At 66.2% G+C, this 14,273-nt stretch carries 10 protein-coding genes; all 10 read right to left on the reverse strand.

The window, feature by feature from the left end:
* Nucleotides 1-135: 135 nt before the first annotated feature.
* The 10 genes from GDH07_RS14515 to GDH07_RS14560 all read right to left on the reverse strand — a co-directional run bounded on the left by GDH07_RS14515 (nt 136) and on the right by GDH07_RS14560 (nt 14,259).
* Nucleotides 136-2,040, reverse strand: coding sequence for an acetate--CoA ligase (locus GDH07_RS14515; protein ID WP_152897988.1), 1,905 nt, complete (start codon nt 2,038-2,040; stop codon nt 136-138).
* Nucleotides 2,041-2,226: 186 nt separating this feature from the next.
* Nucleotides 2,227-2,922, reverse strand: a complete 696-nt coding sequence (locus GDH07_RS14520) for an anaerobic ribonucleoside-triphosphate reductase activating protein (protein ID WP_152897989.1) — start codon at nt 2,920-2,922, stop codon at nt 2,227-2,229.
* Nucleotides 2,919-3,086 (reverse strand): anaerobic ribonucleoside-triphosphate reductase, encoded by a 168-nt coding sequence (gene nrdD / locus GDH07_RS32855; protein ID WP_053129344.1) that lies wholly within the window; start codon nt 3,084-3,086, stop codon nt 2,919-2,921. Before nrdD ends, GDH07_RS14520 begins: the two co-directional genes overlap by 4 nt.
* 33 nt (nt 3,087-3,119) lie before the next feature.
* The gene (locus GDH07_RS14530) at nt 3,120-5,132 is read right to left on the reverse strand and encodes a ribonucleoside triphosphate reductase (RefSeq protein ID WP_053129342.1); all 2,013 of its coding nucleotides are present in this window, start codon (nt 5,130-5,132) and stop codon (nt 3,120-3,122) included.
* A 441-nt stretch (nt 5,133-5,573) separates the two neighbouring features.
* Nucleotides 5,574-6,566 (reverse strand): GTP 3',8-cyclase MoaA, encoded by a 993-nt coding sequence (moaA, locus tag GDH07_RS14535; RefSeq protein WP_152897990.1) that lies wholly within the window; start codon nt 6,564-6,566, stop codon nt 5,574-5,576.
* A 10-nt stretch (nt 6,567-6,576) separates the two neighbouring features.
* Nucleotides 6,577-7,500: a peptidylprolyl isomerase gene (locus GDH07_RS14540; RefSeq protein ID WP_152897991.1), complete on the reverse strand. Its 924-nt coding sequence runs from the start codon at nt 7,498-7,500 to the stop codon at nt 6,577-6,579.
* Between the two features lie 10 nt (nt 7,501-7,510).
* Nucleotides 7,511-8,191 (reverse strand): respiratory nitrate reductase subunit gamma, encoded by a 681-nt coding sequence (gene narI / locus GDH07_RS14545; protein ID WP_152897992.1) that lies wholly within the window; start codon nt 8,189-8,191, stop codon nt 7,511-7,513.
* Entirely contained in the window at nt 8,184-8,939 is a 756-nt protein-coding gene (gene narJ / locus GDH07_RS14550) for a nitrate reductase molybdenum cofactor assembly chaperone (protein WP_152897993.1), read from the reverse strand. Before narJ ends, narI begins: the two co-directional genes overlap by 8 nt.
* A 2-nt stretch (nt 8,940-8,941) precedes the next feature.
* Nucleotides 8,942-10,480 carry a nitrate reductase subunit beta gene (narH, locus tag GDH07_RS14555; protein ID WP_053129321.1) on the reverse strand — a complete coding sequence of 513 codons (1,539 nt, stop codon included), beginning with the start codon at nt 10,478-10,480 and terminating at the stop codon, nt 8,942-8,944.
* An 11-nt stretch (nt 10,481-10,491) separates the two neighbouring features.
* Nucleotides 10,492-14,259, reverse strand: coding sequence for a nitrate reductase subunit alpha (locus GDH07_RS14560; protein WP_152897994.1), 3,768 nt, complete (start codon nt 14,257-14,259; stop codon nt 10,492-10,494).
* Between the last annotated feature and the right edge of the window lie 14 nt (nt 14,260-14,273).

Here is a 14,273-nt window from a genome sequence, read left to right on the forward strand (position 1 = left end):
AACCTGCAGGAGCGAAGCTTGCTCGCGATGATCGTTAACGCCAGCGCGTTTTGACTGGCTCAACCCAGCGTTCCGAAGTCCATCGCGGGCAAGCCGGATCGCCGCCTGCTCGCTCCTACAATCTCCTTTAAAAGCCTAGCCCGGTCCTGCTCCATAGAAGCCCTGCTCGGCGAACAGCTGGCGCAGCTCATCGAGCACCTGGACGTCCTCGATGGTCGCCGGCACCGCCACTTCCGGGCCCCGGGCCAGGCTGCGCATGGTCTTGCGCAGGATCTTCCCCGAGCGGGTCTTGGGCAGGCGCTTGAGCACCAGTACCCGACGCAGCGAAGCCAGGGCCCCAACCTGCTCGCGTACCCGCTGCACCAGTTCCTGCTCCAGTTGCCCGGGGTCCACCCGGGCGTCCTGCTTGAGCACCACGAAACCCACCGGCACCTCGCCCTTGAGGGCATCGTCCAGGGCCACCACGGCGCATTCGGCCACCGCCGGGTGCTCGCCCAGGGCCTGTTCCAGGCTACCGCTGGACAGGCGATGGCCGGCGACGTTGATCACATCGTCGATGCGCCCCATGACGAACACATAACCCTGGGCATCCACATAGCCACCGTCGCCGCTCAGGTAGTAGCCGGGAAAGGTCCCCAGGTAGCTGTCGAGAAAACGCTGGCGGTCCTGCCACAAGGTATTGAGCACCCCGGGCGGCAAAGGCAGGCGCAGCACGATGTTGCCCGGTTCGCCACAGGGCACCGGCTCGCCCTGGTCATCGAGCACCGCCAACTGGTAGCCGGGCACCGGTAGCCCGGCCGAACCGGTCTTGACCGGGTAACCACCGGTTGCACGCGGCGTGCTGACCACCGGCCAGCCGGTCTCGGTCTGCCACCAGTGATCGATCACCGGGCATGGCAACGACTCGCGCAGCCAGTCGTAGGTGGCAGGGTCCAGGCGCTCGCCGGCCACGTACACCGCCTTCAGGCAGGACAGATCGTGTTCCTGGCGTAGCCGGCCATGGGGGTCCTCGCGCTTGATGGCGCGAAAGGCGGTGGGCGCGGTGAAGAACACATTCACCCGGTGCTCGGCGATCACCCGCCAGAACGCCCCGGCATCGGGGGTGCGCACCGGTTTGCCCTCGTAGAGCAAGGTGGTGCAACCACGGATCAGGGGCCCATAGACGATGTACGAATGCCCCACCACCCAACCGATGTCCGAGGCAGCCCAGAACACCTCCCCGGGCTGGGCGTCGTAGACCGCCTGCATGCTGTAGTTCAGGGCCACCGCATGGCCGCCATTGTCGCGCAGCACGCCCTTGGGCTTGCCCGTGGTGCCCGAGGTATGCAGCACGTACAACGGTTCGCCGGCCAGCAATGGCACCGCCGGCACTGCCTCGGCATCGGTCATCAGCGCCGCCCAGTCGACATCCCGGCCTTGGCGCAGTTCGGCGCCGGCCTGGGGCCGGGCCACGACCACCACCCGCTCCGGCGGCTGTGCCACCAGTTCCAGGGCCTTGTCCACCAGCGGCTTGTAGGGCACCACGCGTTCGTACTCGATGCCGCAACTGGCGGTCAGCAGGACCTTGGGCCGGGCATCGTCGATGCGCACCGCCAGCTCCGCCGCCGAGAAACCGCCGAACACCACCGAATGCACCGCCCCCAGCCGGGCGCAGGCCAGCATGCCGATCACCGCCTCGGGGATCATCGGCATGTACAGCACCACCCGGTCACCCTGCTCCACCCCCAACCCACGCAGCATGCCGGCGCAGCGCGCCACCTGTTCCAGCAACTGCGCGTAGCTCAGGCGTCGTTGCTGGCCGGTGACCGGGGAGTCGTAGATCAATGCCAGGCGCTCGCCATGCCCGGCCTCGACATGCCGGTCCAGGGCCAGTTGGCAGGTATTGAGCTGCCCATCGGCGAACCATTGGTAGGTCTGGGGATCCTGCTGCTGGAAGATCTGCCGGGGAAAGCGCATCCAGTCCAGCAAGCGGGCCTGCTGGTGCCAGAAGTCGACGGGATCGGCCTGGGCATGGGCCAAGGCGGTCAGGTAGGCATTCATTGCGCGATGTCCTGTTCTTGTTGGAGGTTCGATAGGCCGCGCTCGCCGTGCAGGTCCGCCGCCGGCCTGCGCCCATCCTGGGCAGGCCGTCCGGTCCCTGCTTGACCCTGCACCACAGTTTTTTGACTCTGCGCCGCGAGCCTCCTGGCAGCCTAGTCGATCCGCCACGGCCGGCCAGCCTGGCCCTCAGCTGCGCAGTTGGAAATCGGCGAAGAGTTCGCCCAGCTCCTGCCACAATCCAGGCAACCCCTGCTGGGGCGCTGCCGCAGGCAGGTCGGCATCGAGCATGCGCGCCGTGCGCACCAGTTGCACCACGAAGCGTTGCACGCCGTAGGCCTGCAAGCGCCGCCCCAGGGCCAGCAACCGCGCAGGGTCCGCCAGGTGCCAGTGCACCGTGGTCCGGCATTCGTAGTCCACGTCACTTTGCAGCAGGTATTCCAGGCTGCGCCAGTTGGCCGCGCCGCTGCCACGCACGCCGGTGATGGCCTGGCAATCCTCGGCCAGGGACTTGACGTCGAAACCCACCCAGTCGGCCAATGGCAAGGCCCGGGCCAGGGCTTCGGGCTTGATCCCGGCGCTGTGCAGGCCCACGGCGAAGCCCAGCTCGCGGACCTGGGCCATGGCGTCCGGCAACCCCTCCTGCAAGGTCGGCTCGCCACCACTGAACACCACCGCTTCCAGCAGCCCCTGGCGGCGCCGGAGGAACTCCAGGACCTGCTCCCAGGGACGCTCATCGAGGCCTCGGGGCGGGATCAGTTGCGGGTTGTGGCAGTAGCGGCAGCGCCAGGCGCAGCCCTGGCAGAACAGCACGCAGGCCAGCCGCCCCGGGTAGTCGAGGGTGGTCAGGGGCACCAGGCCCCCGACCCGTAGTGCTCGGTTCAAGGGTGAGCGGCCGTGGCCGCGCGTTCGTTGAAGTGCAGGCGCTCGCGATGCTCGGACTGTTTGCCGGGATTGAACGCGGCGACCGGGCGGTGGTAGCCCATCACCCGGGTCCAGACTTCGCAGCGCTGGCGTTGGGCGGTAGGCAGGTTGGCTTGTGCAGTCATGGGAGAAACTCCTTGGTCTTCAGGGAAAGTGGCTCAGTGCAGGCTGCCCTGGCGCTGCGCCAGCAACAGGGCCTCATCGCATTTCGGGCAGAACTCGTGCTCGCCATCCAGGTAGCCGTGTACCGGGCAGATGGAGAAGGTCGGGGTGATCGTCAGGTATGGCAGGCGGAACCGCTCCAGCGCCCGGCGCACCAGTTGCTTGCAGGCCTGGGCCGAGGAAATCCGCTCGGCCATGTACAGGTGCAGCACCGTGCCGCCGGTGTACTTGCATTGCAGCTCGTCCTGCAGTTCCAGGGCCTCGAACGGATCGTCGGTGTAGCCCACCGGCAGCTGCGAGGAGTTGGTGTAGTACGGTGCCTCATGGCAGCCGGCCTGGAGGATGCCGGGGAAGCGCTTGCGATCCTCCTTGGCGAAACGGTAGGTGGTGCCCTCGGCCGGCGTGGCTTCGAGGTTGTACAAATGCCCGGTCTCTTCCTGGAAGCGCACCAGGGTGGCGCGCACGTGGTCCAGCAGGTTCAGGGCGAAGCGCCGGCCCTGGGCGGTGTGCAGGCCCATCTGGTCGTCGCTGAAGTTGCGCAGCATCTCGTGCAGGCCGTTGACGCCGATGGTGGAGAAGTGATTGCGCAAGGTGCCCAGGTAGCGCTTGGTGTAGGGATACAGGCCGGCGTCCATGTGGTGCTGGATCACCTTGCGCTTGACCTCCAGGCTCTCCATGGCCAGTTCCATCAGCAGGTCCAGGCGCCGCAGCAAGCCGCTGGCATCGCCCTTGTACAGGTAGCCCAGGCGCGCGCAGTTGAGGGTCACTACGCCCAGTGAGCCGGTCTGCTCCGCCGAGCCGAACAGCCCGCCGCCGCGCTTGAGCAGTTCGCGCACGTCCAGTTGCAAGCGGCAGCACATGGAGCGCACCTGGTTGGGTTGCATGTCCGAGTTGAGGAAGTTCTGGAAGTACGGCAAGCCATAGCGGGCGGTCATCTGGAACAGCCGCTCGGCGTTGTCGCTGTCCCAGGGAAAGTCATGGGTGATGTTGTAGGTGGGAATCGGGAAGGTGAACACCCGGCCCTTGGCGTCGCCGGCCTGCATGACCTCGATATAGGCGCGGTTGATCAGGTCCATTTCCTCTTGCAGCTCGCCATAGGCGAAAGGCATTTCCTCCCCGCCGATCACCGGGATCTGCTCGCGCAGATCCTGCGGGCATACCCAGTCGAAGGTCAGGTTGGTGAAGGGGGTCTGGGTTCCCCAGCGCGACGGTACGTTGAGGTTGTAGATGAACTCCTGGATGGCCTGGCGCACCTCTTCGAAACCCAGCCGGTCCTTGCGCACATAGGGCGCAAGATAGGTATCGAAGGAACTGAAGGCCTGGGCCCCGGCCCATTCGTTCTGCAAGGTGCCAAGGAAGTTGACCATCTGCCCCAGGGCGCTGCCCAGGTGCTTGGGCGGCGCTGCCTCGACCCGCCCCGGCACGCCGTTGAGGCCCTCGTGCAGCAGGGTGCGCAGGGACCAGCCGGCGCAATAGCCGGCGAGCATGTCCAGGTCGTGGATGTGCAGGTCGGCCTCGCGGTGGGCGCGGCCAATGGCTTCGCTGTAGACCTCGTCGAGCCAGTAGTTGGCGGTGACCTTGCCGGATACGTTGAGGATCAGCCCGCCCAGGGAATAACCCTGGTTGGCATTGGCCTGGACCCGCCAGTCCTGGCGGTCCAGGTACTCGTTCATCGAGGCCGCCACCTCCACCAGGGTCTTGCGGTCGCGGCGCAGGCGCCCGTGCTGTTCGCGGTAGACGATGTAGGCGCGTAGCGAGAGGAAGTGCCCGGCATCCATCAGCACCCGTTCGACCCGGTCCTGGATCTGCTCCACATGCAGCTGCGGACACCCTTCCAGGTGGGCCAGGACCGCCGCCAAAAGGCCTTCGCTTTCGGCTTCGGCGTACTCGCCGGTGGCCTTGCCGGCCGCAATCAGCGCCTGGCGGATCTTGTCCGCGTCAAAGGCCACCAGGCTGCCATCGCGCTTGTGCAGCCGGTTGTGCCCCACTTCGATCAGTGTGCTGTGCATCCACCCTCCTGACACTACATATAGGTGTTTTGGAATTTCAAAACACAAGATGCAGGGATATTACGGAGCATGAGATTGATTGCCATTGATCGTGATCAAGTATTTTCCCGCTCCCCGGCGACTGCCCGACGCCAAACCCTGTAACCGCTGCCGAGCAGCGCGAGACACCGCACGAGACCGCAGGACTCGCCAGGCAGGCAACACAATCCGCAAGGTTTGCGAGGTGTCAGGTTTGACGGCCCTGCGGGCCGGTCGCAGCCTCGCTGCGCTTGGCAGCGGCTACAAAAACGCGTCAACCGCATCTCAAAGGTGCACCCAACGCCATACCCTGTAGCCGCTGCCGAGCAGCGCGAGACACCGCACGAGACCGCAGGACTCGCCAGGCAGGCAACACCTTTCGCAAGGTTCTGCGGGATGGAAGGCTTGGCGGCGAGTGGCGCGTCAACCCCCACTCATGTTCATGAAGCGCACCAGTTGCACCGCGCCTTGGGGATCGAAGTCATGGCGCAGCGGCTTGCGCCGCAACGCCTGTTGCAGGGCATCGATCAGCGGCGCATCGTCCAGCGGATAGCGGCGCAGCAGGCCGCGCAAGTCCAGGGAATCTTCCTGGCCCAGGCACAGCAACAGCTTGCCTTCGACGGTCAGGCGCACCCGGTTGCAGGTGGCGCAGAAGTTGTGGCTGTTGGGTGAAATGAAACCGACGCGGGTTCGCGGATGCTCCACCAGGCGCATGTAGCGCGCCGGGCCGCCGCTGTTCTCGGCGCTATCGAGCAAGGCATGGCGGCTGGCGATCAGCCGCCGCACCTGGTCGCTGGCACAGAACGCCTCGCCCCGCGAGCGCCCCACCTCCCCCAGCGGCATTTCCTCGATGAAGGTGATATCGATGCCCTGGTCGATAGCGTATTGCAGCAGCGCCGGCACCTCGTCGAAATTGCGTCCCTGCATCACCACGCAGTTGAGCTTGATGCCTTCGAAACCGGCCTGCCGCGCGGCCTCGATACCGCGCAGCACCTGGTCCAGGTCACCGTTGCGGGTGATGGCCCGAAAGCGCTGGCCGTCCAGGCTGTCCAGGCTGATATTCAGCCGGCGCACCCCGGCGTAGGCCAGGGGCCGGGCCAGGCGCTGCAACTGCGTGCCGTTGGTGGTCATCACCAACTCCCGCAGGCCCGGCAAGGCCGCGATCTGCCGGCACAGCTCGACGATCCCCGGGCGCACCAGCGGTTCGCCGCCGGTCAGGCGGATCTTGCGTACACCCTGGCCGACGAACAGCGTGGCCAGGCGCAGCAATTCCTCCAGGGTCAGCACCTGCTGGCGCGGCAGGAACGTCATGTCGCTGGCCATGCAATAGACACAACGCAAATCGCAGCGATCGGTCACCGACAGGCGCAGGTAGTCGATCTGCCGCCCGAAGCCATCCTGCATCAACTTGCCCATGCTCCTGCTCCTATTGCACCAGCGGCGAATCGGCACCCTGCAGGCGGATCCCGCGGATGTCCGCGGCGCCCACCAGGGTCTGCAGGTACTGCACCACCGCCTTCTGCCATACCCCCTGCTGCAGCTGGGTACGGATCGCCGTGGCCACCGCCTCGTAGGGCAAGGGCTGGCCCTCGATCCGCTGGTCGACGCTCAGCACGTGCCAGCCATAACGACTCTCCAAAGGCTTGGCCACCAGGCCCTGGGCCTGGGTGAACAACTGGCGCTCCAGCTCCGGCACGGTCTGGCCCTTGCTGATCTGCCCCAACTCGCCGCCCTGCTCCTTGGACGGACAGGCCGAGTACTTGCGCGCCAGCTCGGCGAACTGCCCGGGGAACTGCACCAACCGCTCGCAGAGAATCTGCGCCTGGGTTAAGGCCTGGGCCCGCGCCTGGGCATCGTCCGGGGCGCACTCGAGCAGGATATGCCGCACCGCCAGCAGCGGCGCGCTGTGGAAGCGCCCGCGGTTGCTGGCGTAGTAGCGCTGGCAGCTGGCCTCGTCGCATTCGGGCACCTGCACCTCATGTTCCAGGAGCAAGCGGGTGGCCGCCTCCTCCTGGTTCTCCCCGGCCCCGAGCCGGGCCCCAAGGCCCAGCTCGGCGATCCGTTGCTGCAGCAGCTCGCGGATCACCAGCGCCCTGGCGGCCAGGAACACCGCCTCCTGGCGATCGGCCGCTGGATGGTATTGCAGCTCCTGGGCCATGGCCTGGGGCTCGATCAGGGTGCCGTTGACACTGACCACCGGCCATTCCTGCTCACTGCTGGCAATCAGCTGCGGCGTTACCTCCACCGCCAGCTCCGGCCCCTGCCCCACCGCCTGGGGCGGGTGCACTGCCGAGGAGGAGCAGCCGCCATTGCCACCCCCATTACCGCCACATCCGCATCCACTGGTCATGGTCGCCTCCTCAGGCTTTGTGCCGCACGATTTGATAACGCCGGCCCAGGTACCACACCGGGGCACTGACGATGTGCACCAGGCGGGTAAAGGGAAACAGCACGAACAGGCTCAGGCCCAGCAGCACATGCAGCTTGTACACCAGGGCCACCGGGGCGATGGCCGCCGCCGCATCCACCGGCCGCAACAGCACGGTGTACTGCGCCCAGTCGGCGAGCATCACCATCACCGAACCGTCCATGTGCCCGGTGGAGGCGACGATGGTCAGCAAGCCCAGCAGCAACTGGGCCAGCAGCACCAGCAGGATCAGGATGTCCGAAGTGCTGGAGGTCGCCCGTACCCGAGGGTCGGTCAGGCGTCGCTTGATCAGCAGCACCAGGCCCAGCAGGCACAGGAGGCCGAAAAAGCCACCGGAAACCATGGCCAGCAGTTGCTTGTGCTCGGTGCTGATCACGTGGTGATAGACCGAGGCCGGGGTCAGCAAGCCGACGAAATGCCCGGCCAGGACGAACAGCACGCCGATGTGAAACAGGTTGCTCGCCAGCCGCATGCCACGGCTGGAGAGCATCTGGCTGGAGCCGGCCCTCCAGGTGTACTGGGACAGGTCGAACCGCGCCCAACTGCCCAGCAGGCAGATCGCCAGGGCCACATAGGGATACACCCCGAACAACAACAGGTTCCACTTAGACATTACCCACCTCCCCGGCCGGCTTGCGGGCCAGCCCTTGATCCTGAAAATCCACCCAGTGCAGCGGCACCGCGCTTTCCTCCCGGGGCTTGCCCGGCGCACTGGCCTGTCCGGCGCAACGGTCCTGCTGCTGGGCCTGGAGGAAGTCCACCGCCTCCTCCTCCCAGATCTTGTCCAGGGCCTCCAGGGAGCCGTCGCGCTGCTCCGCCGCCACCTGCTCACGCACATCGGCCACGGCCTGGTGCGGCTCGGCCCCAGCGATCTGCAACAAGGCGCGGAAGCAGCCGGCATAGAAGCTCTCGCGCTCCTCCAGGCGGGCGGCGAGCAGCGCCAGCAGGTGCGCGACATCGGCCAGGCCCTCGCGCGCCTCCAGCTCATCGCGAGTCGACAGGTACTCCAGGTACAGCGGGATGTAGTCCGGCAGCTCCTTGACGCCCAGGTCGAAACCCGCCGCCTCGTACTGGGCCAGCAGGTCGACCATGGCCTGGCCGCGATCGCGGGACTCGCCGTGCACGTGCTCGAACAGCAGCAGCGACAGCGAGCGGCCCCGGCCGAACAGCGCCCCGTAGTGTTCCTGGCGGTCCATCAGGTCGTTGTTGCAGATCAGCTCCAGCAGTTCGAACAGCGCCCCGCGCTGGCGCGGGCTGATCTCCCGGGCCTGGATGATCGCCTGCTCCAGTTCGTCGCGGCCCGCGACCAGTTCCTGGGTCGGGTAGTCGAGCAGCAGTGAAATCACCTTGAGAATGCGCATGGTCAGTCCTCCCACAGCTGGACGGTCTTGATGATGTCGCGGCGGTTGGCCTTCTTCGCGCCGAACAGGTTGGTGTCGGAACTGCCGCTGCAGCCGCTGCCGAAGCTGAAGCCGCAGCCCGAACGCTCGGCGAAGGCGTCGCTCATGGCCTCTTCGCGATGGGCGCTGGGCACCACGTAGCGATCTTCGTAGTTGGCGATGGCCAGGTAGCGGTACATCTCCTCGACCTGGGCCACGCTCAGGCCGACGTCGGCCAGGACTTGCAGGTCCGGCGTGCCGTCCACCTGTTCCGAGCGCTTGTAGGCGCGCATCGCCAGCAGGCGCTTGAGCGCGCGCCGCACCGGTCGCTCGTCACCGGCGGTCAGCAGGTTGGCCAGGTAGCGCAACGGAATGCGCAGGCTGTCGACATCCGGGATCACCCCGCTCATACCCACGGTGCCGGCCGCCGCGGCGTTCTGGATCGGCGACAGCGGCGGCACGTACCAGACCATCGGCAAGGTCCGGTATTCCGGGTGTAGCGGCAGCGCCAGTTGCCAGTCCACGGCCATCTTGTACACCGGCGAGCGCTGCGCGGCGTCGATCACCGACTGCGGCACGCCATCGGCCAGGGCCTGGCGGATCACCGCCGGATCGTGGGGGTCGAGGAAGATCTCCAGCTGCTTCTGGTACAGGTCCTGCTCGTCGGCGGTGCTGGCCACCTCGCTGATGCGGTCGGCATCGTAGAGCAGCACGCCGAGGTAGCGAATGCGCCCGACGCAGGTCTCGGCGCACACGGTGGGCATGCCGGCCTCGATCCGTGGGTAGCAGAAGATGCACTTCTCGGACTTGCCGCTCTTCCAGTTGAAATAGATCTTCTTGTACGGGCAGCCGCTGATGCACATGCGCCAGCCACGGCACTTCTCCTGGTCGATCAGGACGATGCCGTCTTCCTCGCGCTTGTAGATCGCCCCGCTCGGGCAGGACGCCGCGCAGGCCGGGTTCAGGCAGTGCTCGCACAGGCGCGGCAGGTACATCATGAAGGTGTTTTCGTACTCACCGTAGATGTCCGCCTGGATCTGGTCGAAGTTGCGATCCTTGCGGCGCTTGGCGAACTCGCTGCCCAGGATCTCCTCCCAGTTGGGCCCCCACTCGATCTTCTCCATGCGCTTGCCCGACACCACCGAGCGTGGTCGCGCGGTGGGCTGGTGGTTGCCCGAAGGCGCGGTGTGCAGGTGCTGGTAGTCGAAGTCGAAGGGCTCGTAGTAGTCGTCCAGACCGGGCAGCTCGGGGTTGGCGAAGATATTGGCCAACACCCGGAACTTGCCGCCGATGCGCGGGTTGATCGAGCCATTGGCGTTGCGCACCCAACCGCCCTTCCACTTGTCCTGGTTCTCCCACTCCTTGGGGTAGCCGATCCCGGGCTTGGTCTCGACGTTGTTGAACCAGGCGTATTCCATACCCTCACGGCTGGTCCAGACGTTCTTGCAGGTGACCGAGCAGGTGTGGCAGCCAATGCATTTGTCCAGGTTCAGGACCATGCCGATTTGCGAACGGATCTTCATGACTGCATTCCTCATTCCATCTCGGTGGGCAACGGCTGTGGCAGCTCGTCGCCACGGGAACCGTCGAGCCAGTCGACCTCGGCCATCTTGCGCACCACGACGAACTCGTCGCGGTTGCAACCGACCGTGCCGTAATAGTTGAAACCGTAGGCCTGCTGGGCATAGCCGCCGATCATGTGGGTGGGCTTGAGCACCACCCGGGTCACCGAGTTGTGGTGGCCGCCACGGGTGCCGGTGGTCTCGGAACCGGGCACGTTCACGATCCGTTCCTGGGCGTGGTACATCATCACCATGCCCTCCTTGACCCGCTGGCTGACAACCGCCCGGGCGGTCGCCGCGCCGTTGGCGTTGAAACACTCGATCCAGTCGTTGTCCTGGATACCGGCGCGCTTGGCGTCGATCTCCGAGAGCCAGACGATCGGCCCGCCACGGCTCAGGGTGAGCATCAGCAGGTTGTCGCTGTAGGTGCTGTGGATCCCCCACTTCTGGTGCGGGGTGATCCAGTTGAGGACGATCTCCGGATTGCCGTTGGCGCGTTTGCCCTTCACCGCTTCGATGGTCCGGGTGTCCACCGGTGGCCGGTAGTTCATCAACTGCTCGCCGAAGGCCTGCATCCACGGGTGGTCCTGGTAGAACTGCTGGCGCCCGGTGATGGTGCGCCACGGGATGTTCTCGTGGACGTTGGTGTAGCCGGCGTTGTAGCTCACGTGGTCGTCTTCCAGGCCGGACCAGGTCGGGCTGGAGATGATCTTGCGCGGCTGGGCCTGGATATCGCGGAAGCGGATCGCCTCATGGGCCTTGGATTGCGCCAGGTGGCTGTGGTCGATACCGGTAAACCGCGACAGGGCTTCCCAGGCCTTGAGCGCAACGCGACCGTTGGTTTCCGGGGCCAGGGACAGCACCACTTCGGCGGCGTCGATGGCGGTGTCGATCTTCGGCCGGCCCTGGCTGACGCCCGCCTCCTGCTCGCGGTAGTTCAACTCGCCGAGCAGTTGGACTTCCTCCTCGGTATTCCAGTTGATGCCCTTGCCGCCGTTGCCGAGCTTTTCCAGCAACGGGCCCAGGGAAGTGAACTGCTTGTAGATGTTCGGGTAGTTGCGCTCCACCACTTGCAGGTTCGGCGCATTCTTGCCCGGTTGCGGCGCCACTCCGGCGCTCTTCCAGTCGCTGCCGCCGAAGGGTTGGGCCAGCTCGCCGACGCTGTCATGCAGCAGCGGCACGGTGACCAGGTCCTGCTCGACCCCCAGGTGCCCTGCGCTCATCTCGGAGAAGGCCTTGGCGATGCTCTTGTAGATCTCCCAGTCGGTGCGCGATTCCCAGGCCGGGTCGATGGCCGCCGACAGCGGGTGGATGAAGGGGTGCATGTCCGAGGTGTTCATGTCGTCCTTCTCGTACCAGGTCGCGGTCGGCAGGACGATGTCGGAATACACGCAGGTCGAGGACATGCGGAAATCCAGGGTGGTGACCAGGTCCAGCTTGCCGGTCGGGCCCTGCTCGACCCATTCGGCTTCTTGCGGCTTGCAGTCGCCGGACTGGCCGATGTCCTCGTTCATCACGCCGTTGCGGGTGCCCAGCAGGTACTTGAGCATGTACTCGTGGCCCTTGCCGGAGGAGCCCAGCAGGTTGGAACGCCAGATGAACATGTTACGCGGGAAGTTGGCCGGATCGTCCGGCTGCTCGCAGGCGAAGCGCAGGCTGCCGTCCTGCCAGGCCTTGACCACGTAGTCCTTGGGCGCCATGCCGGCCGCGGCGGCGTCGCGGCAGATGTGCAGCGGGTTGCTGCTGAACTGCGGCGAGCTGGGCAGCCAGCCGGCGCGCTCGGCGCGGATGTTGTAGTCCAGGGCGTGCTCGGGGAACTGGCTCTTGTCGGCCAGGGGCGAGAGCACGTCGTGCATGTTCATCTTCTCGTGGCGCCACTGCGAGCTGTGGGCATAGAAGAAACTGGTGCCGTTCATCTGCCGGGGTGGCCGGCTCCAGTCCAGGCCGAAGGTCAGGGGCAGCCAGCCGCACTGCGGGCGCAGTTTCTCCTGGCCGACGTAGTGGGCCCAGCCGCCACCGGTCTGGCCGATGCAGCCGCAGAGCATGAGCATGTTGATCAGCCCGCGGTAGCTCATGTCCATGTGGTACCAGTGGTTGAGCGCCGCGCCGAGGATGATCATCGAGCGGCCACGGGTCTTGTCGGCGTTGTCGGCGAACTCCCGGGCGATCTGGATCGCCTTCTCGCGGCTGACGCCGGTGATCTGCTCCTGCCAGGCCGGGGTCCCGGGTACGTTGGCATCGTCGTAGTCGCGAGCGACGTTGGCGCCGCCCAGGCCGCGGTCGATGGCCAGGTTGGCCGCCGACAGGTCGAACACCGTGGCCACCTTGACCTGGCTGCCGTCGGCCAGGGTCAGGCTGCGCACCGGCACCCGGCGAAACTGCACGGCATCGCCCGCCACATGCTCGAAGTGCTCGTGGCCGGCACCGGCGAAGTAGGGGAACGCCACCTCGGCGACGTCGCCGCCGATCAGGCTCAAGCGCAGGTCGATCTCGCGCCCGGTGCCACCCTCGCGGGGCAGGATGTTCCACTTGCCCTGCTCGCCCCAGCGATAGCCGATCGAGCCTTGGGGCGAGACCAGCTGGTCATCGGCATCCAGAGCGATGGTCTTCCACTCGGGGTTGTTGTCCTGGCCCAGGTTGTCGGCCAGGTCCGAGGCGCGCAGGAAGCGGTCCGGCTGGTAGCCGGCGCCCGGCGCGGTGCCGAGCATCGGCTTGAGCAGCACCAGCACCGGCAGGTCGGTGTAGCGCTTGGCGTATTCGGTGAAATAGGCGCTGGGCCGCTCCAGGTGGAATTCCTTGAAGATCACATGGTTGAAGGCCTGGGCCAGGGCCGCGTCGGTCCCCTGCTTGGGGTTGAGCCACAGGTCGGTGAGCTTGGCCACCTCCGAATAGTCCGGGGTGATGGCCACGGTCTTGGTGCCCTTGTAGCGCACCTCGGTGAAGAAGTGCGCATCAGGGGTACGGGTCTGCGGGACGTTGGAACCCCAGGCGATGATGTAGTTGGAGTTGTACCAGTCGGCCGACTCCGGCACGTCGGTCTGCTCGCCCCAGACCATCGGCGAGGCGGGAGGCAGGTCGCAGTACCAGTCGTAGAAGCTCAGGCAGGTGCCGCCGATCAGCGACAGGTAACGGGCGCCGGCGGCGTAGCTGATCATCGACATGGCCGGGATCGGCGAGAACCCCACCACCCGGTCCGGGCCGTACTGCTTCACGGTGTAGACGTTGGCGGCGGCGATGATCTGGGTCACCTCGTCCCAGCTGGAACGGATGAAACCGCCCATGCCGCGCTTGCTCTTGTAGGAGTCGGCCTTGGCCCGGTCCTCGACGATGCTGGCCCAGGCCTCCACGGGTGGCAGGGTCTGGCGCGCCTCGCGCCACAGCTTGAGCAGCGCCTTGCGTACCTTGGGGTACTTCAGGCGGTTGGCGCTGTAGATGTACCAGCTGTAGCTGGCGCCCCGGGGGCAACCACGGGGCTCGTGGTTGGGCAGGTCGGTGCGGGTGCGCGGGTAGTCGGTCTGCTGGGTTTCCCAGGTGATCAGGCCGTTCTTCACGTAGATCTTCCACGAACACGATCCGGTGCAGTTCACCCCGTGGGTGGAGCGCACGATCTTGTCGTACTGCCAGCGCGAACGGTAGACGTTCTCCCAGTCGCGCGATTCCTTGCGAGTTTCCCCGTGACCGGCGGAAAACTCGCCTTGCTTGCGGTTGAAAAACCGCAGTTGATCCAGCAAGTGACTCATGATGCTGTCCTCTC

Origin of the sequence: Pseudomonas piscis, assembly GCF_009380155.1 — a bacterium.
In the GTDB taxonomy this organism is placed as follows: Bacteria; Pseudomonadota; Gammaproteobacteria; order Pseudomonadales; family Pseudomonadaceae; genus Aquipseudomonas; species Aquipseudomonas piscis.

Coding starts and splice junctions, on each gene's coding strand:
- GDH07_RS14540 (WP_152897991.1), bottom strand. CDS start 7,500: ATGACCAGTGGATGCGGATGTGGCGGTAATGGGGGTGGCAATGGCGGC.
- narH (WP_053129321.1), bottom strand. CDS start 10,480: ATGAAGATCCGTTCGCAAATCGGCATGGTCCTGAACCTGGACAAATGC.
- nrdD (WP_053129344.1), bottom strand. CDS start 3,086: ATGACTGCACAAGCCAACCTGCCTACCGCCCAACGCCAGCGCTGCGAA.
- moaA (WP_152897990.1), bottom strand. CDS start 6,566: ATGGGCAAGTTGATGCAGGATGGCTTCGGGCGGCAGATCGACTACCTG.
- GDH07_RS14560 (WP_152897994.1), bottom strand. CDS start 14,259: ATGAGTCACTTGCTGGATCAACTGCGGTTTTTCAACCGCAAGCAAGGC.
- GDH07_RS14530 (WP_053129342.1), bottom strand. CDS start 5,132: ATGCACAGCACACTGATCGAAGTGGGGCACAACCGGCTGCACAAGCGC.
- GDH07_RS14515 (WP_152897988.1), bottom strand. CDS start 2,040: ATGAATGCCTACCTGACCGCCTTGGCCCATGCCCAGGCCGATCCCGTC.
- narJ (WP_152897993.1), bottom strand. CDS start 8,939: ATGCGCATTCTCAAGGTGATTTCACTGCTGCTCGACTACCCGACCCAG.
- narI (WP_152897992.1), bottom strand. CDS start 8,191: ATGTCTAAGTGGAACCTGTTGTTGTTCGGGGTGTATCCCTATGTGGCC.